The sequence below is a fragment of the Burkholderiaceae bacterium genome (assembly GCA_024235995.1).
GTDB lineage: Bacteria > Pseudomonadota > Gammaproteobacteria > Burkholderiales > Burkholderiaceae_C > Ottowia.
The window spans coordinates 884,400-909,855 of record JACKLI010000001.1; the positions used below are offsets into that span (position 1 = coordinate 884,400).

At 69.0% G+C, this 25,456-nt stretch carries 21 protein-coding genes; 13 read left to right on the forward strand and 8 right to left on the reverse strand.

Annotated features, from left to right (window positions below):
- Window positions 1–47 precede the first annotated feature (47 nt).
- From H6927_04370 to lysA, 3 genes are all read left to right on the forward strand, one after another.
- The gene (locus tag H6927_04370) at window positions 48–947 is read left to right on the forward strand and encodes a crotonase/enoyl-CoA hydratase family protein (protein MCP5217326.1); all 900 of its coding nucleotides are present in this window, start codon (window positions 48–50) and stop codon (window positions 945–947) included.
- Window positions 948–1,146: 199 nt separating this feature from the next.
- Entirely contained in the window at window positions 1,147–2,373 is a 1,227-nt protein-coding gene (locus H6927_04375; GenBank protein MCP5217327.1) for an LL-diaminopimelate aminotransferase, read from the forward strand.
- A 40-nt stretch (window positions 2,374–2,413) separates the two neighbouring features.
- Window positions 2,414–3,676, forward strand: coding sequence for a diaminopimelate decarboxylase (gene lysA, locus H6927_04380; protein MCP5217328.1), 1,263 nt, complete (start codon window positions 2,414–2,416; stop codon window positions 3,674–3,676).
- Window positions 3,677–3,718: 42 nt separating this feature from the next.
- Here lysA and H6927_04385 read toward each other — a convergent pair whose 3' ends face one another.
- Entirely contained in the window at window positions 3,719–5,032 is a 1,314-nt protein-coding gene (locus tag H6927_04385; GenBank protein ID MCP5217329.1) for a D-amino acid dehydrogenase, read from the reverse strand.
- 131 nt (window positions 5,033–5,163) lie between these two features.
- On the opposite strand from H6927_04385, the gene H6927_04390 reads away from it, so the two are divergent.
- The gene (locus tag H6927_04390; protein ID MCP5217330.1) at window positions 5,164–5,631 is read left to right on the forward strand and encodes a winged helix-turn-helix transcriptional regulator; all 468 of its coding nucleotides are present in this window, start codon (window positions 5,164–5,166) and stop codon (window positions 5,629–5,631) included.
- A gap of 3 nt (window positions 5,632–5,634) precedes the next feature.
- Here H6927_04390 and H6927_04395 read toward each other — a convergent pair whose 3' ends face one another.
- The 4 genes from H6927_04395 to H6927_04410 form a co-directional block, all read right to left on the reverse strand.
- Window positions 5,635–6,837 (reverse strand): MFS transporter, encoded by a 1,203-nt coding sequence (locus H6927_04395; protein ID MCP5217331.1) that lies wholly within the window; start codon window positions 6,835–6,837, stop codon window positions 5,635–5,637.
- The gene (locus H6927_04400; GenBank protein ID MCP5217332.1) at window positions 6,837–7,298 is read right to left on the reverse strand and encodes a MarR family transcriptional regulator; all 462 of its coding nucleotides are present in this window, start codon (window positions 7,296–7,298) and stop codon (window positions 6,837–6,839) included. Before H6927_04400 ends, H6927_04395 begins: the two co-directional genes overlap by 1 nt.
- An 80-nt stretch (window positions 7,299–7,378) precedes the next feature.
- Window positions 7,379–7,828, reverse strand: coding sequence for a DUF1810 domain-containing protein (locus H6927_04405; protein ID MCP5217333.1), 450 nt, complete (start codon window positions 7,826–7,828; stop codon window positions 7,379–7,381).
- A gap of 13 nt (window positions 7,829–7,841) precedes the next feature.
- Window positions 7,842–8,834 carry a diaminopimelate dehydrogenase gene (locus tag H6927_04410; GenBank protein ID MCP5217334.1) on the reverse strand — a complete coding sequence of 331 codons (993 nt, stop codon included), beginning with the start codon at window positions 8,832–8,834 and terminating at the stop codon, window positions 7,842–7,844.
- Between the two features lie 165 nt (window positions 8,835–8,999).
- Here H6927_04410 and H6927_04415 point away from each other — a divergent pair, with 165 nt between their 5' ends.
- Entirely contained in the window at window positions 9,000–9,737 is a 738-nt protein-coding gene (locus tag H6927_04415; protein ID MCP5217335.1) for a response regulator transcription factor, read from the forward strand.
- Here the strand turns inward: H6927_04415 and H6927_04420 are convergent.
- A complete protein-coding gene (locus H6927_04420; protein MCP5217336.1) occupies window positions 9,635–10,285 on the reverse strand; it encodes a response regulator transcription factor in 651 nt (216 codons plus the stop codon). The two genes, H6927_04415 and H6927_04420, sit on opposite strands and share 103 nt — an antisense overlap.
- Complete coding sequence (locus H6927_04425; protein ID MCP5217337.1) at window positions 10,282–12,336, reverse strand: PAS domain S-box protein; 2,055 nt, start codon at window positions 12,334–12,336, stop codon at window positions 10,282–10,284. The genes H6927_04420 and H6927_04425 overlap by 4 nt, the downstream gene beginning before the upstream one ends.
- A gap of 33 nt (window positions 12,337–12,369) precedes the next feature.
- Here H6927_04425 and H6927_04430 point away from each other — a divergent pair, with 33 nt between their 5' ends.
- The 4 genes from H6927_04430 (at window position 12,370) to H6927_04445 (ending at window position 16,528) form a co-directional block, all read left to right on the forward strand.
- Entirely contained in the window at window positions 12,370–13,386 is a 1,017-nt protein-coding gene (locus tag H6927_04430; protein MCP5217338.1) for a DctP family TRAP transporter solute-binding subunit, read from the forward strand.
- A gap of 90 nt (window positions 13,387–13,476) precedes the next feature.
- The gene (locus H6927_04435; protein MCP5217339.1) at window positions 13,477–14,484 is read left to right on the forward strand and encodes a TRAP transporter substrate-binding protein; all 1,008 of its coding nucleotides are present in this window, start codon (window positions 13,477–13,479) and stop codon (window positions 14,482–14,484) included.
- An 80-nt stretch (window positions 14,485–14,564) separates the two neighbouring features.
- The gene (locus tag H6927_04440) at window positions 14,565–15,248 is read left to right on the forward strand and encodes a TRAP transporter small permease (GenBank protein MCP5217340.1); all 684 of its coding nucleotides are present in this window, start codon (window positions 14,565–14,567) and stop codon (window positions 15,246–15,248) included.
- Entirely contained in the window at window positions 15,245–16,528 is a 1,284-nt protein-coding gene (locus H6927_04445; GenBank protein MCP5217341.1) for a TRAP transporter large permease subunit, read from the forward strand. The genes H6927_04440 and H6927_04445 overlap by 4 nt, the downstream gene beginning before the upstream one ends.
- A gap of 135 nt (window positions 16,529–16,663) precedes the next feature.
- Here H6927_04445 and dacB read toward each other — a convergent pair whose 3' ends face one another.
- Entirely contained in the window at window positions 16,664–18,169 is a 1,506-nt protein-coding gene (dacB, locus tag H6927_04450) for a D-alanyl-D-alanine carboxypeptidase/D-alanyl-D-alanine-endopeptidase (protein ID MCP5217342.1), read from the reverse strand.
- 126 nt (window positions 18,170–18,295) lie between these two features.
- Between dacB and H6927_04455 the strand changes: the two genes are divergently transcribed.
- From H6927_04455 to secF, 4 genes are all read left to right on the forward strand, one after another.
- A complete protein-coding gene (locus H6927_04455; GenBank protein ID MCP5217343.1) occupies window positions 18,296–21,895 on the forward strand; it encodes an indolepyruvate ferredoxin oxidoreductase family protein in 3,600 nt (1,199 codons plus the stop codon).
- 229 nt (window positions 21,896–22,124) lie between these two features.
- Window positions 22,125–22,454, forward strand: a complete 330-nt coding sequence (gene yajC, locus H6927_04460) for a preprotein translocase subunit YajC (protein MCP5217344.1) — start codon at window positions 22,125–22,127, stop codon at window positions 22,452–22,454.
- 90 nt (window positions 22,455–22,544) lie between these two features.
- Entirely contained in the window at window positions 22,545–24,431 is a 1,887-nt protein-coding gene (gene secD, locus H6927_04465; GenBank protein MCP5217345.1) for a protein translocase subunit SecD, read from the forward strand.
- Between the two features lie 13 nt (window positions 24,432–24,444).
- Entirely contained in the window at window positions 24,445–25,398 is a 954-nt protein-coding gene (gene secF, locus H6927_04470) for a protein translocase subunit SecF (protein ID MCP5217346.1), read from the forward strand.
- Window positions 25,399–25,456 lie beyond the last annotated feature (58 nt).

Below are 25,456 nucleotides of genomic sequence, written 5' to 3' on the forward strand. Positions count from 1 at the left end.
GGGTTTTTCATGCGGGCGCTAAGCTGGCATCCACCTGCCAACCGGAGATCCCCATGAACTTCGAAACCATCCTGTACACGGTCGACGGCCCCATCGCCACCATCACGCTGAACCGGCCGGAGCAGCTCAACACCATCGTGCCGCCCATGCCCGACGAGCTGGAGGCGGCCATGCACCAGGCCACGCGCGATCCGTCGGTCAAGGTCGTCATCCTGCGCGGGGCGGGGCGCTCGTTTTGCGGCGGCTACAACTTCGGCCAGGGCTTCCACCACTGGGACGAGCACATGAACACCGAGGGCCGCTGGGACCCGGGCAAGGATTTCGCCTTTGCCACCACGCCCGCGCTGTCGCCGCACCAGAAGTTCATGAGCATCTGGCGCTCGTCCAAGCCCGTCATCGCGCAGATCCACGGCTGGTGCGTGGGCGGCGGCAGCGACAACGCCTTGTGCGCCGACCTGGTGATCGCCAGCGAGGACGCGCGCATCGGCACGCCCTATTCGCGCATGTGGGGCTCGTACCTCAGCGGCATGTGGATCTACCGGCTGGGCCTGACCAAGGCCAAGGAATACGCGCTCACCGGCCGCCCGCTGTCGGGCCGCGAGGCGGCCGACGTCGGCCTGATCAACGAGGCGGTGCCGTTTGCCGAGCTCGAGGCGCGTGTGCTGACCGTCGCGCGGCAACTGGCCAGCATCCCGCTGTCGCAGCTGTCGGCCATGAAGCTGATCGTCAACCAGGCCTACGAGAACATGGGCCTGGCCTCGACGCAGACCCTGGGCCCCATCCTCGACGGCCTGATGCGCAACACGCCCGACGCGGCCGCCTTCATCGAGCTGGCCGAAAAAGGCGGCGTGCGCGAAGCCATCCGCCAGCGCGACGGCGTGTTCGGCGACTACAGCCAGGCGCCCAGGGACCAGCAGCCCAACCCCGACAACATCATCAAGCCTTGAGGTGGGCAAAGCGGCTGTCGCCGCCTTGCCCTAAAATCAGCGCCCCGAAATCCGACACTCTGTCGGGATCAAGTCGGGCCCCGCCCATGGCGAGGGTCCAAGGCTGGCTGAAAGCGAGGGCCCGATGAGGGCCGTGCATCAGGGTTTGCGGACAGAGGCGCATGCGGAGCCTCATCCACGCTCACAGGGCCATCCAGCCATGATCAAGATCAACGAGAACTACCAGAAGCTGCAAGCCAGCTATCTGTTCGCCAACATCGCCAAGCGCGTGCGCGAGTACCAGGACGAGAACCCCGGGCGCGAGTTGATCCGCATGGGCATCGGCGACGTGACCCAGCCCTTGCCCGAGGCCTGCGTGACGGCCATGCACAAGGCCGTCGACGAGTTGACGCGCGCCGAGACCTTTCGCGGCTACGGGCCCGAGCAGGGCTACGACTTCCTGCGCGAGGCCATCGCCAGGCACGACTTCCAGGCGCGCGGCGCCGACATTTCGGCCGACGAGGTGTTCGTCAGCGATGGCGCCAAGTGCGACACCGGCAACATCCAGGAGCTGTTCGCGGGCGACGTCCGCATCGCCGTGCCCGACCCGGTGTACCCGGTCTACGTGGACACCAACGTCATGGCCGGCCGCACCGGCGCCAGCCAGGACGGGCGCTACGCCGGCCTGGTCTACCTGGAATGCACGCCCGCCAACGGCTACGTGCCGGCGCTGCCCACCCAGCCGGTCGACCTGATCTACCTGTGCTTTCCCAACAACCCCACCGGCGCCACCATCACGCGTGAGCAGCTCAAGGGCTGGGTGGACTACGCCCGCGCCAACAAGGCGCTGATCCTGTACGACGCGGCCTACGAGGCCTTCATCCGCGACCCGGAGCTGCCGCATTCGATCTACGAGATCGAGGGCGCGCAGGACGTGGCGATCGAATTCCGCAGCTTCTCCAAGACCGCCGGCTTCACGGGGGTGCGCTGCGCCTACGCGGTGGTGCCCAAGCGCTGCATGGCCTACACCGCGGCCGGCACGGTGGTGTCGGTGCGCGACCTGTGGAGCCGCCGTCACACCACCAAGTTCAACGGCGTGTCCTACCCCGTGCAGCGCGCCGCCGAGGCGGTGTTCAGCCCCGAGGGCAGCCGCCAGGTGCGCGCGCTGATCGACCATTACCTGGCCAACGCGGACTATGTGCGCCAGGCCTTCCAGCGCATGGGCTTCGACTGCGTGGGCGGCGACAATTCGCCCTACATCTGGGTGCGCTCCGAGCGCGGCTCCTGGGACTTCTTCGACTTCCTGCTCAAGCAGGCGGGCGTGGTCTGCACGCCCGGCGCCGGCTTTGGCCGCTGCGGCGAGAACCACATCCGCATCAGCGCCTTCAACAGCTTCGAGAACGTGCAAAAGGCGATGCAGCGCATCGCCGACGCGCTGCAGAAATAAACGCTTCTCCCCTCAACACCAACGCCATCGGGTTGCACTCATGCCAATGTCTTCGGGTTTTCGCCAGCGCCTGCTGCCTTCGCTGCAGGACATCGCCGCGCACTTCGGCACGCCGTTCCACATTTACGACGAGGCCGGCATCCGCGACACCGGCCGTCTGCTGAAGGAGGCCTTTGCCGACGTGCCGGGCTTTCGCGAGTACTACGCCGTCAAGGCCCTGCCCAACCCGGCCATCCTGCGCATCATGCAGAGCCTGGGCTTCGGCTACGACTGCAGCTCGGTGGCCGAGCTGCAGCTGTCGCGCCAGGCCGGCGGGCGGGGCGAGGACATCATGTTCACCTCCAACAACACCACGCCGGCCGAGTTCGACGCGGCGCTGGGCGACGGCGGCTGCATCCTCAACCTGGACGACATCAGCCTGGTCGACAAGGTGCCGCGCATGCCCGAGCTGGTGTGCTTTCGCTACAACCCCGGCCCGGCGCGCACCGGCAACGTCATCATCGGCAAGCCCGAGGAGGCCAAGTACGGCGTGGCGCACGAGCAGCTGGTGGCCGCCTTCGGCAAGGCGCAGCAGCGCGGCGCGCGGCGCTTCGGCCTGCACACCATGCTGGCCTCCAACGAGCGCAACGCCGACTACATGGTGCAGACGGTGCAGATGCTGCTGGAGCTGATCGCGCAGGTCGGCCAGCAGCTGTCGATCCGCTTCGAGTTCATCAACATCGGCGGCGGCCTGGGCATCCCCTACCGCCCCGACGAAGAAGCCTTCGACGTACGCAAGCTCGGCCGGGCCACGGCCAGCCTGCTGGGCGAGTTCAAGCAGCGCCACGGCTACCAGCCCAAGGTCTACATGGAAAGCGGGCGTTACATCACCGGCCCGCACGGCGTGCTGGTCACGCAGGTCATCAACCACAAGGCGATCTACCGCAACTACGTCGGCGTGGACGCCTGCATGTCGGCGCTGATGCGCCCCGGCATGTACGGCGCCTACCACCACATCGACGTGCTGGGCAAGGCGCCCGGCCCGCAGGACCCGGTGGTGGACGTGGTGGGCTCGCTGTGCGAGAACAACGACAAGTTCGCCGTGCAGCGCGCGCTGCCGCCCACGCAGGAGGGCGATCTGCTGCTCATCCAGGACACCGGCGCCCACGGCCATGCCATGGGTTTCAACTACAACGGCCGGCTGCGCCCGCAGGAGCTGCTGCTGCGCGCCGATGGCCAGGTGGAGCTGATCCGCCGCGCCGAGACGCTGCAGGACCACTTCGCCACGCTGGCCTTCGAGCCCGAGGTCTATCGGCCGGCTTGAGGTTTCTCGCGGCCCGGCGACGCATCGCCGGGTCGACCAAATTCAGGCATGAATAGGCCTGTGGCCCGCGCCAACCAAGCCCGAGGCGCTCTGTTTTGAGTAGCGATCGAGGCCCAACCCGTCGGTCGAAATGTCGGGCCGGTGACCCAGCGTGAGGTCGGCCATCAGCTTGCCCGAGCCCGCCGCCATGGTCCAGCCCAGGGTGCCGTGGCCGCTGTTGATGAGCAGGTTGGCCAGCGGCGTGGCGCCGACGATGGGGGTGCCGTCGGGCGTCATCGGGCGCAGGCCGGTCCAGAACTCGGCCGCCGGCAGGTCGCCGCCGCCGTCGAACAGGCCGCGCGTGACCATCTCCAGCGTGGCGCGCCGCGCCGGGTTCAGGCCCAGGTCAAAGCCCGCCAGCTCGGCCATGCCGCCCACGCGGATGCGCCGGTCGAAGCGCGTGATGGCCACCTTGTAGGTCTCGTCCATCACGGTCGAGCGCGGGGCGCGCGCTTCGTCCACCAGCGGCACCGTCAGCGAATAGCCCTTGACGGGGTACACCGGCAGGTCCAGCCCCAGCGGGCCCAGGAGCGCGCGCGAGTAGCTGCCCAGCGCCAGCACGTAGCGGTCGGCAGTCAGCACCTCGCCCGCCTCGCCGGCCAGCTTCACGCCGCTGATCTGGCCGCCGCGCTGCTGCAGCTCGGCCACTTCCACGCCAAAGCGGAACTGCACGCCCAGGGCGCGCGCCTTGTCGGCAAGCTCGGTGGTGAAGCGCTGGCAGTCGCCGGTCTCGTCGCCCGGCAGCTGCAGGCCGCCGACCAGGCCCTTGGCGTGGGCCAGCGCCGGCTCGTACTCGGTCAGGGCGCTGGCGTCTGTCATCAGACGGTAGGGCACGCCGCACTCCTGCAGCACGGCGGTGTCGCGCTGCGCGGCTTGCATCTGCTTGGCGGTGCGAAACACCTGCAGCGTGCCCAGGGTGCGCTGCTCGTATTCGATGCCGGTGTCGGCGCGCAGATTGCGCAGGCAGTCGCGGCTGTACTCGGCCAGGCGCGTCATGCGCTCCTTGTTGACGGCGTAGCGCGCGCTGGTGCAGTTGCGCAGCATGGCGGCCATCCAGCGCAGCTGGAACATGCTGCCGTCCAGGCGGATCGCCAGCGGCGCGTGCTTCTGGAACATCCACTTGACGGCCTTCAGCGGAATGCCGGGCGCGGCCCACGGGGTGGAGTAGCCGGGCGACACCTGGCCGGCATTGGCAAAGCTGGTCTCCAGCGCCACGCCGCTTTCGCGCTCCAGCACCGTCACGTCGGCGCCGGCGCGCGCCAGGTAGTACGCGGTGCTGACACCAATCACGCCGCCGCCCAGAACGATGACTTTCATGTCCGTCTCCAGAAATCGTGTTTTCAGTGCCGCCAGTTTATGGAGATGACCATGGTAAAAGACACCGAAATAGCTTGGTGATCGGTCTGGTTTCAGTAAAAATCACTGCATAACAGCGTTTGTGAAGTGAAATCATGGAATTCGACCGCATCGACCGCAAAATCCTCGAAGAGCTGCAGCGCGAGGGCCGCATCTCGATGACCGAGCTGGCCGAGCGCGTCAGCCTGTCGGTTTCGCCCTGCACCGAGCGCGTGCGCCGGCTGGAGCGCTCGGGCGTCATCCTGGGCTACCACGCGCGCGTCAACCCCGAGGCGCTGGGGCGCGGGCTGCTGGTGTTCGTCGAGCTGACGCTGGCGTCCAAGTCGGCCGCCGTGTTCGACGCCGTGCGCCAGGCGCTGCTGCTGGAGCCGCGCGTGCTGGAATGCCACCTGATCTCGGGCGCCTTCGACTACCTGGTCAAGGCGCGCCTGTCGGCCATGCGCGAGTACCGCGACCTGCTGGGCCAGATCCTGCGCCAGATCCCGGTGCCGGCGCAGAGCAACAGCTACGTAGTGATGGAGGAGGTCAAGGAGAGCCTGGTGCTGCCGGTGGGTTTGTGAGTGCTACCGGGGGGCGGTCGCCAGCGGCATGGATGCGGCGCCGTGCGCCAGTACGGTGTCGACGTGCAGCAGGTGGCGCCGACTGAACGCCAGCACGCCGGCACCCAGCAGCACCGCGACGGCGCCGACCCAGTAGGGCACGTGGTCGTTGATGCGCTCGCCCAGAAAGCCCGCCAGCCACGGCGCCACCGCGCCGCCGGCAAAGCGCACGAAACTGTAGGCGGCCGAGGCGACACCGCGTGGCACCGGCGCGGCGTTCATCACGGTCTCGGTCACCAGCGTGTTGTTGATGCCCAGAAACAGTCCGGCCACCACCACGCCGGCCACCAGCACCGCCCTGTGCTCGGTCCAGACCGCCATCGCAACGAGCACCAGCGCAAAGCCGACCAGGGCGGCCAGGATCGAAGGCACGGTACCCCAGCGCTGCTGCAGGCGCGGTGCGATGACCACCGAGGCGATGGCCAGCGCCACGCCCCAGCCGAAGAACACCAGTCCGACCTGGTGCGCGTTCATGTTCAGCGGAAACGGCGTGTACGCCAACAGCGTGAAGAAGCCGAAGTTGTAGAGCAGCGCGGTCAGCGCGACGCCCAGCAGTCCCCGATGCTGGAGGGCGTGAAACGGCTCGCCCAGGGAAGTCGGCTGCGAGCGGGTCACGGTCGATGGCAGCAGGAATACCGTGACCAGCAGCGCCACGGTCATCAGCACCGAGACGCCGAAGAACGGCCCGCGCCACGAGATCGTGCCCAGCACGCCGCCGATCAGCGGCCCAGCCGCGATGCCCACGCCCAGCGCTGCCTCGTAGAAGATCACCGCTTCGCGCACCGAGCCGCCCGAGCTGGAGACGATGGCCGTGAGCGCGGTGGCGACGAACAGCGCGTTGCCCAGGCCCCACAGCGCGCGCCAGCCGACGATGGCGCCGATCGAGTCGGAGGCGCCGGCCAGGCCGGCGCTGACGATGATGATGGCCAGCCCCAGCAGCAGCGTGCGCTTGGCGCCCAGGCGGCTGGAAACCGCGCTGGTGATCAGCATGGCCAGCCCCATCACCGCCATGTAGCTGGTGAACAGCAGCGAGGTCTGCGACGGCGTGGCGCCGAGCGAATCGGCGATGGGCTTGAGGATGGGGTCGACCAGCCCGATGCCCATGAAGGCGATCACGCAGGCGAAGGCAACGGCCAGCACGGCCTTGGGTTGGTGCAGGAAATTCATCATGAACGGCGTGTTGGGGGAAGGTGGTTGTAGGTGGCGTCCAGCAGCTCGCGCAGCGCGCGGGTGGCGTCGTGCAGGCGCTGGCGTTGGGGCGCGTCCATGGGCGCCATCAGGGTGTCGATCACCCGCGCGCGCGCCTTGCGGGCGTCGGCCAGCACGGTCCGGCCGGCGTCCGTGAGCGTGAGCGGGGTGGCGCGTGCGTCCTGGTGGTCCCGCGACCGCGCCACCCAGCCCAGCGTCTCGAGTTGCTGCAGGCGCGCGGTCATCGTCGGCTGGCTGCAGCGCTCGGCACGGGCCAGGTCGCTGGTGCGCGCCTCGCCCCATTCGTCGATCTGCGACAGCACGCGCATCTGGGCCACCGGCAGCGTCCAGTCGCTGTGGTGCGTCACCCAGCGGTTGAGTCGCACGATGACGTCGAGCAACTCGGCGCCGACCGAGGCGTCAGGATGTGGTGTGGGCATCGCGAAGCGTACAACTACATAGTATGACTATGCAATTGTACGCGCGACGGCCGATCCGTGCAGTGCTTCGCGTTTGCCGGTCAGCGCGTCGCCGGCGGGACGGCGAGCAAGCGCAGTGTCGCCGCATCCAGCGTGCCGCCGAAGAAGCGGTCGATGGCGCTCTGGAAGGGCTCGCCGTCGGGCGCGGCCTGCAGGAACAGGCTCAGGCAGGAGTGCAGCTTGAGCGCGTCGATCGGGCCCAGGATGTCGGTGGCGCTCTGGCCCGGGTGTCGGTTCAGCGCCGCCACGCACTCGTGCAAGCGCGGGCCCAGCAGGGGATGCGCCAGATAGGCGCGTGCCTCGTTCAGGCCCGAGATGGCGTAGCGCCGCGACAGGTCGCTGCGGCCCAGGCCGGCCAGTTGGGGCAGCACGTACCAGATCCAGTGTGTGCGCTTGCGGCCGGCGCGCAACTCGCCCAGCGCGTCGGCGTAGTGGCGCTGCTGCGCTTGCACGAAGCGCTCCAAGTCCCAGGGATCCTGGGCGCTTGGCATGACGGGGCTGCCTTTACAGATCGCTGCGGCGCAGTTCTTCGGCGCTCTTGGGCGACAGCAGGCCGGGGGCGACGTCGAACACCGTCAGCGCGCCGAAGCGGCCTTGCTGGTGCAGGCGGTGCACGGCGCGCGCATAGGCCACCAGCACGCTGGAGGTGAACTCGGGGTTGCTGTCCAGCTGCAGGCGGTATTCGACGACGTGCTTGTGCGCCGCCGTGGTGTTGCCGCTGCGGATGACGAAGCCGCCGTGCGGAATCCGGCCGTGCTCGCGCGCCAGCACCTCGGCGCTGACGAAGTGCACGCTGGTGTCGTACTCGTCGAAGTAGTGCGGCATGCCGACGATGGCTTGGCGCACCGCCTCGGGGTCGGCGCCGTCCTTGAGCACCACGTAGCACTCGCGCGTGTGCTTCTGGCGCGTGCTCAGCTGCGGGCGCGTGCCGCTGCGCACCTGCTGCATGGCGGCCTCGACCGGCACCGTGTACTGCACGGCGCCGGCCACGCCGGGTACGCGGCGCAGCGCGTCGGAGTGGCCCTGGCTCACGCCCTTGCCCCAGAAGGTGTAGGTCTCGCCGTCGGGCAGCAGGGCCTCGGCATAGACGCGGTTGATCGAGAACAGGCCCGGGTCCCAGCCGGCCGAGATCAGCGCCGTGGTCTGGCCGGCGCGCGCCGCGGCATCGACGGCGGCAAAGTGCTCGGGGATGCGGGCGTGGGTGTCGAAGCTGTCGACGATGCAAAAGCGCGCCGCCAGCTCGGGCGACTGCTGGGGCAGATCGTCCTTGGAGCCGCCGCACAGGATCAGTACGTCGAGCTGGCCGGCGTGGCCCGCCAGCGCGGCCATGCCGTGCACCGGCGTGCCGGCCACCAGGGGCTTGACGCCGGCAGGGTCGCGCCGGGTGTAGATGCCGGCCACGCGCATATCGGGGTTGTGCGCCATGGCGGCTTCGACGCCGCGCCCGAGGTTGCCGTGCCCGACGATGCCGATGCGGATGGGAGAAGTGGATGCCATGATGGACCTGTGAGTGTTGGATGAACGACCAATGACTTCGCTGCGCTCAATGACCTCGCTTCGCGTCGATGACCAAGGCGTCTTGGTCATTTCGTCATGCCCGGCGCAGCCGGGCGGTCATTTTGTCATGCGCGATGCGCCAGCCGGCTTTCTAGAATCCCAAGGATGAACCCCGCCATCGTCCACATCATCGACGACGACCCCAGCGTGCGTGAGGCTATGGCCTGGCTGCTGCGCACGCGCCGCCTGCTGGCGCAGGGCCATGACAGCGCCGCGGCGTTCGAGCAGGCGCTGGGCGCGGCCGAGCCGAGCACGCCCGGCTGCATCCTGCTGGACGTGCGCATGCCGGTGACCAGCGGCCTGACGCTGTTCGAGCGCCTGCTGGCGCGCGGCGTGCCCGAGCTGTGGCCGGTGATCTTCCTGACCGGCCACGCCGACGTGCCGACCGCGGTGGACACCGTCAAGCGCGGGGCCTTCGATTTTTGCGAGAAGCCCTTTTCCGACAACGCGCTGGTCGACCGCGTCGAGCAGGCGCTGGCCCTGTCGCGCCAGCGTCTGGCGCAGCGTGCAGCCCGACAGGAGGTGCAGGCGCGCGTCGGCGAGCTGACCGAGCGCGAGCGCGCCGTGATGGAGCGCGTGGCCGGCGGTCTGGCCAACAAGCGCATTGCCGACGAGCTGGGCATCAGCGTGCGCACGGTGGAGGTGCACCGTGCCCGCGTGTTCGAGAAAATGGACGTCAAGTCGGCGGTGGAACTGGCCAACTTGCTACAAAAATATAGAAACCTGGGCGTGGCCCCGCATCAGGAGGGCTGGCCGCCGTCCACGGAGGCCAGCCGCCCGATCTGGTGCGCCAGCTCGACGGCCGACTCCACCCCCATCTTCTCGAAGATGTTGGCGCGGTGAAACTCTACCGTGCGCGCCGTGATGCCCAGGTGCTCGGCGATGTTCTTGTTGTAGTGGCCGCGGATCAGCTCGTCCAGCACCTCGCGCTCGCGCGGGCTCAGGCTGGCCAGGGCCTGGCGCAGGCGCTGCAGCTCGCGCTGGGCGTCGGTGCGCGCCAGCACGGCCTGCATGGCCTGCTCCACGCGGTCCACCAGCACGTTGTCCTGGAACGGCTTTTCCAGGAAGTCCCAGGCGCCGTTCTTCACCGCCTCGACCGCGCTGCCCACGTCGCCGTGGCCGGTGAGAAACAGCACCGGCCAGGGGCAGCCCAGGGCCTTGAGCCGCTCGAAGGTGAGGGGCCCCGACAGCGGCTCCATGCGCATGTCCAGCAGCACCACGGCCTCGCCCCAGCGGCCCTGAAGGGCGCGCGCGGCCTCCAGCAGTGCCGTGCCGCTGGCCCAGGCGCGCGGCTGGTAGCCGCGCGAGTCGAACAGCCAGGCCAGGCCGTCGCGCACGTCGGCGTCGTCGTCCACGATGTGGATGTCCACGGCTTGCAGCGGCGCGGTCATGGCGGGTCTCCCGAGTCGGTGGCGGCGGGTGGCGGTGCCAGGGGCAGCTCGACGGTGAATTGGGCGCCGCCCAGCCCCGCGTCCTGCCCCACGCCGATGCGGCCGTGGTGCGCCTCGGCGATGGAGCGGCAGATGGCCAGGCCCATGCCCATGCCGCCGTCCTTGGTGCTGAAGAAGGCGTCGAAGATGCGCGCCTGGGCGTGCTCGGGCACGCCGGGGCCGCTGTCGGCGACGCTCAGGCGCACCTGGTTTTCGGCGCCGGCGGGGGTGTCCAGCCGCACTCGAACCCGCGGCTCGCGCGGGCCCAGCCCGGCCCAGTCCAGCGCATTGCCGCACAGGTTGTGAACCAGGTGCTCCAGCAGCAGCGCGTCGCCCTGCACCCAGACCGGCTGCGTCGGCAGATCGAGCGTGACCGGGACGCTGCGCGCCTCCTGCGCGGCGGCCACGGCGCGGCGCACCAGCGCCGCCAGGTCCACGCGCGAGAGCGTCAGCTCGCGCCGGCGTGCGAAGGCGTTGACGCGCTGGATCACGCCGCCGGCGCGCTCGGCCAGCTGGGCCATGCGCTGCACCACCGGCTGCACCTCCGCGGGCGTGATGCTGCCGGCGCGCAGGCGGTTGAGCAGGCCGTTGGCGAACGAGGCCAGCGCGCCCAGCGGCTGGTTGAGCTCGTGCGCCAGCGTCGAGGCCACCTCGCCCACCGCCACCAGCCGGCCCGAGGCATCGAGCCTTTCCTGCTGCAGCGCGGCCAGCTGCTGGGCACGCTTGCGCTCGCTGATGTCCAGCACCGAGCTCATCCAGCCCAGCTGCGTGCCGTCGGCGGCCAGCAGCGGCGCCTCGTGGATCAGCACGTCCACGCCATGCCCGTCGCGGTGCTGGAACTGCACCTCGATGCCCTGCGCCTCGGTGCCCTGGTGGATGACGTGCGCGTGCAGCAGGGCCAGCTCGTCGCTCTGGTGGGCGGGCCAGTAGGGCAGGGGCGCGCTGGTGCCGCGCAGCTCCTGCGCGCTGTAGCCCACCATGGCGCAGAAGGCCTGGTTGACGTACAGGATGCGGCCCTTGAAGTCCCAGGCGCGCATGCCGATGGCGACCGAGCGCTCCATGGCCGAGCGCAGCGCCACCTCGGCCAGCAGGCGCTGCTGCACCTGCTGGCGCTTGACGAAGTCGCGCCGCAGCGCGGCCAGGCTGGCCAGCATGCCCAGCAGGAACAGCAGCGCCACCACGAAGAAGATGCGCGGCACGGGCGAGGCGCGCGGCCCCTGCGGCACGACCTCGAGCATCAGGTCGGTGCCGGGCAGGTTCATCACCGTGCGGTAGGGGCCGCTGGCGGGCATGCCGGCGGGCAGGCCCACGGCGTCCACCACCAGGCGCACCGTCTGGTTCTGCAAAAACCAGCCGGGCAGCAGGGCATCGACCGCCTGCCGCATGGCGAGCTGCGCCACGTAGATGCCCTTCAGGTGCAGCCCGTCGAAGTAGGGCACGGCCAGCCAGACGCGGTCGGTCACGCTGCCGTCGGCCAGGCGCATGGGCCCGGCGTAGCTGGCGCGGCGCAGGTTGCCCACGATGTCCTGCAGGGTTTGCAGGGCCAGATGGTTCTCGGGGTTGAGCGCCTTGTCCTGCTCCCAGGCGGCCAGGTCGCCGCTGCCGGGGGCGTCGCCAGCCAGCCAGGCGCGTGCCAGCACCACGCCGGGCGCGCGCCACAGCAGGCCGGCCGGCACGGCGTCGGGCGCGTCGGCTGGGTCCGTGGCGTCGTGCAGGGCCTGGGGTCCGTCGATGGCGACCTGGCGCGCGCGCTGCGCCAGGTCGTCTTCCAGGCGGCGGAAGTGGAACTGCACGTTGCGCTCCAGCCATTGCGCGTCGGCGCCCCGGCGGCGCTCCTCCTCCTCGTTCTCGAAGTGGTTGAGGTACCACACCAGCGCCACCACCGCGCCCACGATCAGCACGGCCAGCCCCATCATCCACAGCACGGTCCGGCGGTTGCGGTCGGGCAGGCCGCGCCCGCTGGCGTGCAGCAGGGCGAAGTCGTCGGAGGATTGGGGCGTCGTCCAGGACATGGGTGCAGGCCGCGGCATTCGATAATAACGAGCATGTGCGCAGCCCCTGTTGCCCGCCGCCGCTGCCTGCAGGCCCTGGCCGCGGCGGCGCTGCCGGTGCCGTCCACGCGGGGCCGGGCCGAATCGAAAATCACCATCCGCCTGTCGCACGTGGTGGCGCGGCAGACGCCCAAGGGCTTGGCGCTGGAGCGCTTGCGGCAGCGGCTGCACGCGCTCAGCCAGGGCCGCATCCAGGTCGAGATCTACCCCAACTCGCTGCTGTATGGCGATGCCGACGAGATGCAGGCGCTGCAGCTCGGGGCGGTGGACATGCTGGCACCGTCGCTGTCCAAGTTCGGGCCGCTGGGGTTTCCGGAGTTCGAGCTGTTCGACCTGCCCTTCCTGTTCGACTCCCGCGCGCAGGTGCGGCGTGTCACGCACGGCGCCGTCGGGCGCGACCTGCTCGCCCTGCTGGCGCGCCAGCGCATGGTGGGCCTGGGCTACCTGGACAACGGCTTCAAGCACATGAGCGCCAACCGGCCCCTGCTGGTGCTGCCGGACTACGCGGGCCTGCGCATGCGGGTGCAAAGCTCGCGCGTGCTGGCCCACCAGATGCGTGCGCTGGGCGCGCGGCCCGTGGAACTGGCGTTTGGCGAAACGCGCCGGGCCCTGGCCACCGGTGTGGTCGACGGCACGGAAAACCCCAGCTCCAACTTCTGGACCCAGCACATGAACGAGGTGCAGACCGACCTGAGCCTGACGCGGCACGGCTACCTGGGCTATGCGGTGGTGGTGCACCAGCGCTTCTGGAGCGCGCTGGCCGCCGCCGACCGCCGCCTGGTGCGCCAGGCGGTGGACGAGGCGCTCGAGTGGGGCAACGCCATTGCGCAGCGCGAGAACGACGATGCCCTGGCCGCCCTGCGCGCCAGCGGCACCACGCGCATCCACCCCATCGACGAGACGCAGCGCCAGCGCCTGCGCCAGGCCACGCGGCAGGTGTATCAGGGCCTGCAGGGGCGCATCGGCCAGCATTGGCTCGACCGAGTGCAGGCAGCGCTGGCTCGGGGATAACCCTAGCTGTGGAACGCCACAGTTACGCCGCCCCGGCGCAATGCCTACAGTCCGCGACGTTGTCATTCACCATCGTCGAAGGAGACTGTCATGCCATTTCCCGTCAAGAAAATCCTGGTCTGCGGCCTGCTGGCCTTTGGAGCCACCCTGGCCGCCCAGGCCCAGACCGTGATCAAGTTCAGCCACGTGGTGGCGCAGGACACGCCCAAGGGCAAGGCCGCCGAGTTCTTTGCCAAGAAGGCGGCCGAGTTGACCCACGGCAAGGTCAAGGTCGAGGTCTACGCCAACAGCGCGCTGTACAAGGACAAGGAGGAGATGGAGGCGCTGCAGCTCGGCTCGGTGCAGATGCTGGCGCCCTCGCTGGCCAAGTTCGGCCCGCTGGGCGTGAAGGAGTTCGAGGTGTTCGACCTGCCCTTCATCTTCGACAACAGCGACGAACTGCACAAGGTCACCACCGGGCCGGTGGGTGCCAAGCTGCTCAAGAAGCTGGAGGCGCGCGGCATCACCGGCCTGGCGTACTGGGACAACGGCTTCAAGGACTTCTCGGCCAACAAGCCGCTGCACACCGTGGCCGACTACAAGGGCCTGAAGTACCGCATCCAGTCGTCCAAGGTGCTGGAGGAGGAGATCCGCGCGCTGGGCGGCATTCCGCAGGTGATTGCGTTTGGCGAAACCTACCAGGCGCTGCAGACCGGCGTGGTGGACGGCACGGAGAACCCGCCGTCCAACTTCTACACCCAGAAGATGAACGAGGTGCAAAAGCACCTGTCGCTGACCAACCACGGCTACCTGGGCTACGCGGTCATCGTCAACAAGAAGTTCTGGGACGGCCTGCCCGCCGACGTGCGCGGCCAGCTCGAGGACGCCATGCGCCAGGCGACGGCCTATGCCAACCAGATCGCGCAGGACGAGAACGACCATGCGCTGGAGGCGGTGAAGAAGAGCGGCAAGACCACCATCTACACGCCCACCAAGGAAGAGCGCGCGGCGCTGAAGAAGGCGCTGGTGCCGGTGCACCAGAAGATGGCCGGCCGCATCGGCAAGGACATCATCCAGGACGTGTACAAGGCCACGGGCTTCGATCCGGCCAAGCTGTGATGGATCTCGCGGGCTGAGAGCGCTGCGCGGCCGCCGCGCAGCGCTCGGCGCTCGATGCCCAACCTGGGGGAACTTCCCACATGAAAATCCTGGACCACCTGGAAGAGTGGCTCATCACCTTCCTGATGGGCGCTGCCACGCTCATCGTCTTCGTCGCCGTGATGCACCGCTACCTGGCGGGCATGGCCATTCCCGGCCTGCAGGACTGGCTGCTCACCATCAACCTGTCGTGGGCGCAGGAGCTGACCATCATCATGTTCGTGTGGATGGCCAAGTTCGGCGCCGCCTACGGCGTGCGCACGGGCATCCACGTGGGGGTGGACGTGCTCATCAACCGCCTGAACGAGAAGGTGCGCGCCAAGTTCATCATCTTCGGGCTGGCCGCCGGCGCGCTGTTCACCGGCGTGGTGGCCTGGATGGGCGGCCATTTCGTGTGGGAGAACGGCGCGCACCACGACCTGTTCAGCCTGTTCGGACTGCCGGTGGAGGACCTGATCGAAGGGCCCACCACCCCCGACCTCGAATGGCCCACCTGGATCGTGTACAGCGCCATTCCGCTGGGCACGGGGCTGATGTGCTTCCGGTTCCTGCAGGTGCTGGTGGGCTTCATCCGCACCGGCGAGCTGCCCCACCACGACCACGACCACGTCGACGGGCTGGAGGAAAACGTCGAGGAGGCTGCCGCGCAGGAGATCAACCCCTACGCCCTGCGCGACAACCTGCACCCCAACGAGTCCGACCGCGAAGGTGGGAGCAAGCCATGAACGCCGCCATCATCTTCGTTTTGCTGCTGGTGCTGATGCTCACCGGCATGCCGGTGTCGATCTCGCTGGGCCTGACGGTCCTGACCTTTCTGTTTGCCTTCACCCAGGTGCCGCTGGAATCGGTGGCGCTCAAGCTGTTCACGGGCATCGAGAGCTTCGAGATCATGGCCATCCCGTTCTTCATCCTGGCGGGCAACTTCCTCACGCACGGGGGCGTGGCGCGGCGCATGATCAACTTCGCCACCTCCATGGTGGGCCACTGGTACGGCGGCCTGGGCCTGGGCGGCGTGCTGGCCTGCGCGCTGTTTGCCGCGGTGTCGGGCTCCAGCCCGGCCACCGTGGTGGCCATCGGCTCCATCCTGCTGCCGGCCATGGTGAAGGCGGGCTTTCCCAAGCAGTTCGGCGCCGGCGTCATCACCACCTCGGGGGCGCTGGGCATCCTGATCCCGCCGTCCATCGTGATGGTGATGTATTCGGTGGCCACCAACACCTCGGTGGGCGCGCTGTTCATGGCCGGCGTGGTGCCGGGCCTGGCGCTGGCCGGCGTGCTGGGCGGCGTCACGTACTGGCGCGCGCGCAAGTACAACTACCCGCGCCTGCCCAAGGCAAGCTGGGGCGAGCGCTGGGCGGCGTTCCGCAAGTCGGCCTGGGGGCTGTTCCTCATCATCGTGGTCATGGGGGGCATCTACACCGGCATGTTCACGCCCACCGAGGCGGCGGCCATGAGCGCGGTCTACGCCTTCGTGGTGGCGGTGTTCATCTACAAGGACATGGGCCTGAAGGACGTGCCCAAGGTGCTGCTGAACTCGGCCAACATGAGCGCCATGCTGCTGTACATCATCACCAACGCGGTGCTGTTCAGCTTCATCCTGACCAACGAGAACATCCCGCAGGCGCTGGCCGACTGGATGCTGGGCCATGGCCTGGGCATGATCACCTTCCTGCTGGCCGTCAACGTCATCCTGCTGCTGGCGGGCAACTTCATGGAGCCTTCGTCGATCATGCTGATCTTCGCGCCCATCCTGTTCCCGGTGGCGATGAAGCTGGGGATCGACCCGGTGCACTTCGGCATCATCATGGTGGTGAACATGGAGGTCGGCATGTGCCACCCGCCGGTGGGCCTGAACCTGTACGTGGCCTCGGGCATCACCAAGATGGGCATCACCGAGCTGACGGTGGCCGTCTGGCCCTGGCTGCTGGCCATGCTGGGCTTCTTGGGCGTGGTGACCTACTGGCCGACGCTGAGCCTGTGGTTCCCGCGCCTGCTCGGCATGATGTGAGCTGACGAGCCAGGTCAGACCCGAGGCCCCCGGAACGGCGACGTTCCGGGGGTTTTTTCGATGTGGGCCACGAAGCGGGGCCTTGGGCGGCTGCAGCCCGGCCCGAACCACGCCATCGGGCCATGACGGGGGCGCTCACTGGTCGCGCACCGCCCATTCCACCAGACGGTCCAGCGCGGGCCGCGCGGCGTCGGCGTTGGGGTCGTTGACCAGGCCGACCACGGCATAGACCTGGCCCGAGCGGCCCCAGGCGTAGCCGGCAATGGCCGCCACGTCGCGCAGGCTGCCGGTCTTCAGGCGGGCGTTGCCGATGGCTTCCGAGCCGGGGCTGCGCGCGGCCAGGCGGCGCAGGGTGCCGCTGACGCCGGCGATGGGCAGCGAGCGCTCGAACACCTCGGCATGCGGGCCGGCAGCGGCCTGCTGCAGCAGCGCCACCAGCGCGGCGGCGGTGATGCGGCCTTCGCGCGACAGGCCCGAGCCGTTGCCGATGATGGGCGCGGCGCGCAGGCCGAAGCGCTCGCGCCACCAGCGCTTGAGCGTGTTGGTGGACTCGGCAAAGCTGCCGCGCCCGTCGCCGGCGGCCGACAGGGTGAGGAACAGCTGCTGCGCCATCACGTTGTTGGAGTACAGGTTGATGTCGTGCACGATCTCGCCCAGCGGCAGCGACAGGCCCGTCACCAGCGGCTGGCCGCGCGCGGGCTGCTGCTGCCATCGCACCTGGCCGCTCAGGGCGCCGCCGGCGGCGCGCCACATGGCCTCGATCACGCGCGGGGCGTAGCCGTCCGGCTCGGGGTAGGCCACGGCCCAGCTCTGCGCGCCGCAGCGCGCCGGGTAGCGGCCCTTGAAACGCGGCGCGCCCGGGTTGCTGAAGTCCAGCGCCAGCCGCGTCTTCCAGTCGCCGCAGGCGCCGCCGGCGGTGGGCACCGTGGCCGGCAGGTCGACCCCGGCGATGGGCGGCTCCACCTCCACGCGCGCCTGCCTGCGCCGCGGCTCGGGGCTGAAGTGAAAGACCAGCGACTTGAAGTTGACCAGCAGACCGTCGGGCCCTGCGTTGTAGGGGCGCAGCGGGTCGTCGTCGAAGGCCGCCGGGTCGTGCGGCGGCAGCTTGAACACGCTGCGGTCCAGCACGATGTCGCCGTCGATGGCGGTGATGCCCTTGGCGCGGATGGCCTCGATCAGCTCGGCCAGGCGCTCGCGCACCAGCTTGGGATCGCCGCTGCCCTGGATCAGCAGCTTGCCGTGCAGCACGCCGCCCTTGACGTAGCCGCTGGTGTAGACGCGCGTCTTCCAGAAGTAGCCGGGCCCCAGCAGGTCCAGCCCGGCGTAGGTGGTCACCAGCTTCATCACCGAGGCCGGGTTCATCGCCGCGTCGGCACGCCAGGCCAGGCGCGGCGCGGGCAGGGCCTGCGGCGCGGCGGTCGGGTTGCCCTCGCCACTGGCGTTGACGGGCTCGGGCTGGTGGCTGACGGTGCCCGGCGGCGGTGGCAACGGCGCCACCACCATGGCCACGCTGGACTCGGGCACGCCGGCACGTGCCAGGGCCTCGGTCACTTCGGGGGGCAGGGCTTGTGCGCTGGCGGTGGTCGCGCCCAGCGCCCAACCCAGCGCAACCCAGATTCCCGCCTGCCACAACGTTCGCATGGGTGCGCAGTGTAGGCTTGGCGACACCCGGCGGCGCGCGCGCCGTGGCAATGCCGCATACACTTTGCCGCATCGATGCCGCGTGCCAGCCGTGGGTGCCGCGACGATGACAGGAGACACATCCCCATGAATGCCCCTCTGCCCGAATCCATCCGTCAGGCATTGGAAACCGTCACGCTGGACGACAAGTACAGCCTCGACCATGGCCGCGCCTTCATGAGCGGCATCCAGGCCCTGGTCAAGCTGCCCATGCTGCAGCGCCAGCGCGACGCGCTGGCGGGCAAGAACACGGCGGGCTTCATCAGCGGCTATCGCGGCTCGCCGCTGGGCGGCTACGACCAGGCGCTGTGGGCGGCGCGCCAATACCTGCAGGCGCAGAACATCGTGTTCCAGCCCGGCGTGAACGAGGAACTGGCGGCCACCGCGCTGTGGGGCACGCAGCAGCTGGGCTTTGCGCCGCCGGGCAGCAACCGCTTCGACGGCGTGTTCGGCATCTGGTACGGCAAGGGGCCGGGGGTGGACCGCTGCTCGGATGTGTTCAAGCACGCCAACATGGCGGGCACCACGCCCTGGGGCGGCGTGATCGCGGTGGCGGGCGACGACCACATCGCCAAGAGCAGCACGGCGGCGCACCAGAGCGATCACATCTTCGAGGCCTGCGGCTTTCCGGTGTTCTTTCCGGCCAGCGTGCAGGAGATTCTGGACCTGGGCGTGCACGCTTTTGCGCTCAGCCGCTACGCCGGCGTGTGGGCCGGCATGAAGACCATCCAGGAGGTGGTCGAGTCCAGCGCCACCGCCATGATCGACCCCGCGCGGGTCGAGATCGTGGTGCCCACCGACTTCGAGATGCCGCCCGGCGGCGTGCACATCCGCTGGCCCGACTCGGCGCTGCCGCAGGAGGAGCGCCTGTTCAACTGGAAGTGGTATGCCGCGCTGGCCTACATCCGCGCCAACCGGCTGAACCGCAACGTGATCGAGGGGCCTCAGGATCGCTTCGGCATCATCGCCAGCGGCAAGGCCTACAACGACACGCGCCAGGCGCTGCTGGACCTGGGGCTGGATGACGCCAGCTGCCGCCAGCTGGGCATCCGCCTGCACAAGGTGGGCGTGGTGTGGCCGCTGGAGCCGCAGGCCACGCGCCAGTTCGCCACCGGGCTGAAGGAAATCCTCGTGGTCGAGGAAAAGCGCCAGGTGATCGAGTACCAGCTGAAGGAAGAGCTGTACAACTGGCGCGCCGACGTGCGCCCCAATGTGGTGGGCAAGTTCCGCAGCGGCGGCGAGGGCGACATGGGCGGCGGCGAATGGTCGCGCACCAACCCCACGGCCAACGTGCTGCTGCGCGCCACGGCCGACCTGACGCCGGCGCTGATCGCGCGCGCCATCGCCGAGCGGCTGAAAAAGCTCGGGCTGGACGCTGACATGACGGCGCGCATCGACCGCCAGCTCGCCATCCTGGACGGCGCGCAGCACACGCTGCAGGTGCTCAAGACCGAAGGCAGCGGCGCCGAGCGCCAGCCCTGGTTCTGCTCGGGCTGCCCGCACAACACCAGCACGCGTGTGCCCGAGGGTTCGCGTGCCATGGCCGGCATCGGCTGCCACTTCATGTCGGTGTGGATGGACCGCAACACCATCGGCTTCACGCAGATGGGCGGCGAGGGCGTGCCCTGGACCGGGCAGCAGCCCTTCAGCCACGAAAAGCACGTGTTCGCCAACCTGGGCGACGGCACCTACTACCACAGCGGCACGCTGGCGGTGCGCCAGAGCGTGGCCGCGGGCGTCAACATCACCTACAAGATCCTCTACAACGACGCGGTGGCGATGACGGGCGGCCAGCCCATCGGCGAGCGGCCCGAGGGCCTGTCGGTGGTGCAGATCGCGCAGAACATGCGCGCGGAGGGGGCGAAGAAGATCACCGTCGTCACCGACGAGCCGCAGAAGTACGAGGGCGCGCGCGCCCAGGGCCTGCCCGAAGGCATCGCCATCGAGCACCGCGACCGGCTGGACGCCGTGCAGCGCGAGTTCCGCGAGATCGAGGGCACCACGGTCATCATCTACGATCAGACCTGCGCCACCGAAAAGCGCCGCCGCCGCAAGCGCGGCACCATGGTCGACCCGGCCGTGCGCGTGGTCATCAACGAACTGGTGTGCGAAGGTTGCGGCGACTGCAGCGTGAAAAGCAACTGCCTGTCGGTGGAGCCGCTGGAGACCGAGTTCGGCCGCAAGCGCACCATCAACCAGAGCACCTGCAACAAGGACGTTTCCTGCGTCAAGGGCTTTTGCCCCAGTTTCATCACGGTGGAAGGCGGCAGCCTCAAGAAAAAAGCCAAGGCCCAGGCCAGCGTGTCGCCGTTCGAGCTGGGCGCGCTGCCCGAGCCTGAGTTGCCATCCATCCAGCCCGGCGGCGCCTGGGGCATCGTGGTGGCGGGCGTGGGCGGCACCGGCGTCATCACCATCGGCCAGCTGCTGGGCATGGCCGCGCACATGGAGGGCAAGGGCATCGTCACGCAGGACGCGGCGGGCCTGGCGCAAAAGGGCGGCGCCACCTGGAGCCACGTGCTGATCGGCGCCAGCCAGGACGACATCCGCACCACGCGCGTGAGTGCGGCGGCGGCCGACCTGGTGATCGGCTGCGACCCGATCGTGGCGGTGAGCCCGGAGACGGTCTCGCGCATGCGCGAGGGCCGCACGCACGTGGCGCTGAACGCCTACGCCACGCCCACGGCCGCCTTCGTCCGGGACGGCGGCTGGCAGAACCCTGCCGTGCGCTGCGCCGCCGACATCGCGCGCGCCGTGGGCGAGGCCGGCGTGGCCAGCTTCGACGCCAACACCGTGGCCGGCAAGCTGATGGGTGACACGCTGTACGTCAACCCCATGCTGCTGGGCTACGCCTGGCAAAAGGGCTGGGTGCCGCTCACGCGCGCCTCGCTGCTGCGCGCCATCGAGCTCAACAACGTGCAGGTGGACAACAACAAGGCCGCGTTCGAGTGTGGCCGCCAGGCCGCGCACGATCCTGAGCGCGTCAAGAAGGCGCTGGCCAGCCTGGGCGAGCAGCCCATCGTGCTCAAGCCGCGCGAGACGCTGGAGTCGATCGTCGCGCGCCGGGTGGAATTTCTCACCGGCTACCAGAACGCCGCCTACGCCCAGCAGTACCAGGCCTTCGTCGACCGGGTGCGGCAGGCCGAGGGCGCCCTGGGCAAGACCAGCCTGACCGAGGCCGTGGCCAAGGGCCTGTTCAAGCTGATGGCCTACAAGGACGAGTACGAGGTGGCGCGCCTGCACAGCGACCCGCAGTTCCTGGCGCGCATCGAGGGCATGTTCGAGGGCAACTTCAAGCTGAACTACCACCTGGCGCCGCCGCTGCTGGCCCAGCGCAACGACCAGGGCGAGCTGGTCAAGAAGAAATACGGCCCCGGCATGCTGCGCAACTTCCGCCTGCTGGCGCGGCTGAAGGGCCTGCGCGGCACGGCCTTCGACGTGTTCGGCCGTACCGAGGAACGCCGTACCGAGCGCGCCCTGATCGGCCAGTACCGCGCCAGCATCGAGGAGCTGCTGCCCACCCTGAGCGCGGCCAACCACGCCACGGGGCTGGAAATCGCCCGCATTCCCGAGCAGATCAAGGGCTACGGCCATGTGAAGGCGCGCAACCTGGCGGCCGCGCGCCAGCGCTGGGACGCGCTGCGGGCGCAGTACCGCGACCCGCCCGCGGCGGCCGCGCGCGCCGCCTGATTCGGCATCAAATACGCTTCTGGCCCGCGCCAAACAATCCCAATCAGCTATTGATTCGATAGTTTCTGGGCGAACAGGCGGGGCGGGCCCGTTGGCGTGGGCGTGCGGCGGCTCCAGGGGCCGGCGCGACTTACAATAAAGGGTTCGCCTGCTGACGGGCGACTTCGACGCCGGCAGCGTCCGGCTAGGCCCGCGCGCGCTGCCCTTCTTGCCTCAGGAGCTTTTCCCCGTGTTCATTTCCAACGCCTTTGCCCAGACTTCGCCGGCGGTTGCCGCCACCGAAGTGTCTTCCTCGCTGATGAGCATGCTGCCGCTGGTGCTGATGTTCGTGGTGCTGTACTTCATCATGATCCGCCCGCAGATGAAAAAGCAGAAGGAGCACCGCGCCATGATCGAGGCCCTGGCCAAGGGCGATGAGGTGCTGACCTCCGGCGGCCTGCTGGGCCGCGTGACCGCGCTGGGCGAGGGCAACCTCACCGTGCAGGTGGCGCCGGGCGTGGAAGTCCAGATGCAGCGCAGCGCCGTGGTGCAGGTGCTGCCCAAGGGCACCCTCAAGTAACCGCTGGCGGCGCGCGCCGCCCCTTCCGCGGCCCGGGCCGGGCACACCGGCCACTTGGCCGCCACACGCTTTCGACCTGGCCCCTCTCCCATGAACCGCTATCCGATCTGGAAGTACGCGATCATCCTCGTCACGCTGGTGATCGGGGTGCTCTACACCCTGCCCAACTTCTACGGCGAGGCGCCGGCCGTGCAGGTGACGGCCGGCAAGGCCGTCACCCGGATCGACGCCGACACCCAGGCGCGCGTCGAGGGCATCCTCAAGCAGGCGGGCACCCCGCCCAACCAGCTCACGCTGGAGGGCGGCTCGGTGTGGGCGCGCTTCGACACCACCGACGCCCAGCTCAAGGCCAAGGACCTGGTCGAGAAGCAGCTCAACCCCGACGCATCCGATCCCGGCTACATCGTGGCGCTCAACCTGGTGTCGCGCACGCCCGCCTGGCTGCAGGCGATCAACGCCAAGCCCATGTACCTGGGGCTGGACCTGCGCGGCGGCGTGCACTTTTTGCTGCAGGTGGACATGCGCACGGCGCTGACCAAGAACCTGGACACCCAGGTGAGCGACCTGCGCGTGGCGCTGCGCGACAAGAACGTGCGCTACGGCGGCATCTCGCGCGAAGGCCAGGCCATCGAGGTGCGCGCCGGCCAGGACCCGGCCGCGCTGGACGCCGTGCGCCGCCTGGTGCAGGACAAGTTCCCCGACCTGCAGGTCGACCCGGCCGCCACCGCCACCGACGGCCGGCTGGTGCTGAACTACAAGCCCGAGGCCCTGCGCCGCGTGCAGGACAACGCCATCAAGCAGAACATCACCACGCTGCACAACCGCGTCAACGAACTGGGCGTGGCCGAGCCGGTGATCCAGCAGCAGGGCGCCGACCGCGTGGTGGTCGAGCTGCCCGGCGTGCAGGACGTGGCCAAGGCCAAGGACATCCTGGGGCGCACCGCCACGCTGGAAATGCGCCTGGTGGACGACAGCGCCGAGGGCCGCGCCGCCGCGCTGGGCCAGGGGCCGGTGCCCTTCGGCGACGAGAAATTCCTCGAGCGCGACGGCACGCCGGTGGTCGTCAAGCGTCAGGTCATCATCTCGGGCGACAGCCTGACCGACGCGCAGCCCGGCTTCGACTCGCAGACCCAGCAGCCCAAGGTGGACCTGACGGTGGACGCCAAGGGCGGGCGCATCATGCGCGACGTCAGCCGCGAGAACCTGAAAAAGCGCATGGCCATCATCCTGTTCGAGAAGGGCAAGGGCGAGGTGCTGACGGCGCCGGTGATCCAGGCCGAGCTGGGCACGCGCTTCCAGATCTCGGGCTCGATGAGCGTGGTCGAGGCCAACGACCTGGCGCTGCTGCTGCGCGCCGGCTCGCTGGCCGCGCCGATGGAGATCATCGAGGAGCGCACCATCGGCCCCAGCCTGGGCGCCGAGAACATCAACAAGGGCTTTCACAGCGTGATGTGGGGCTTCGTGGTGATCGTCATCTTCATGACGCTGTACTACCACCTGTTCGGCGTGTTCTCCTCGATCGCGCTGTCGGTCAACCTGCTGCTGCTGGTGGCCATCCTGTCGATGCTGCAGGCCACGCTCACCCTGCCAGGCATGGCGGCGGTGGCGCTGACGCTGGGCATGGCCATCGACGCCAACGTGCTGATCAACGAGCGCGTGCGCGAGGAGCTGCGCGAGGGCATGTCGCCGCAGGGGGCCATCCACGCCGGCTACGACCGCGCCTGGGCCACCATCCTGGACTCCAACGTCACCTCGCTGATCGCCGGCCTGGCGCTGCTGGCCTTCGGCTCGGGCCCGGTGCGCGGCTTTGCCGTGGTGCACGTCATCGGCATCCTGACCTCGATGTTCTCGGCCGTGTTTTTCTCGCGCGGGGTGGTCAACTTCTGGTACGGCCGCCAGAAGAAGCTCAAGACCGTGTCCATCGGCACCGTCTGGAAGCCCAAGGCCAAGGGCGAACTGGTGTCGGACGCCGGCTGAGCGGAGCAAGACCATGGAATTTTTCAAGATCCACCGCGACTACAACTTCATGCGCTACGCGCTGGTGCTGAACGTCGTCTCGTTCGTCACCTTCGCGCTGGCGGTGTTCTTTTTGGTCACGCGCGGGCTGCACCTGTCGGTGGAGTTCACCGGCGGCACCGTGATCGAGGTGGCCTACACCCAGCCGGCCGACCTGGGCAAGGTGCGCGACACCATGGCCAAGATGGGCTACGTCGACGCGCAGGTGCAGAACTTCGGCACCTCGCGCGACGTGCTGATCCGCCTGCCGCTGCAAAAGGGCGAGACCTCGGCGCAGCAGACCCAGCAGGTGATGACGGCGCTGCAGGCCGCCGACGCCGACGTGCAGCTGCGGCGCAACGAGTTCGTGGGGCCGCAGGTCGGCAAGGAGCTGGCCTCCAACGGCTTGAAGGCGCTGGCCTTCGTGGTGGTCGGCATCATGATCTACCTGTCGCTGCGCTTCGAGTGGAAGTACGCGGTGGCCGGCATCATCGCCAACCTGCACGACGTGGTCATCATCCTGGGCTTCTTCGCCTTCTTCCAGTGGGAGTTCTCGCTCTCGGTGCTGGCGGCAGTGCTGGCCGTGCTGGGCTACTCGGTCAACGAGTCGGTCATCATCTTCGACCGGATCCGCGAGGCGTTCCGGCGCTTTCGCAAGATGAGCACGGTGGAGATCATCAACCACGGCATCACGGCCAACATCAGCCGTACCATCATCACCCACGGCTCGACGCAGATCATGGTGCTGTCCATGCTGCTGTTCGGCGGCGAGACGCTGCACTACTTCGCCGTCGCGCTGACCATCGGCATCCTGTTCGGTATCTACTCCTCGGTGTTCGTGGCCGCCGCCATCGCCATGTGGCTGGGCATCAAGCGCGAGGACCTGATCAAGACCCACCGCTCGGGCGAGGCCGATCCCAACGACCCCAACGCCGGCGCGGTGGTGTAGGCATTGGTTCACGAAGCGGTTGTTATTGGACACGGTTGGGCTCCCTGAGCGTCCGGTA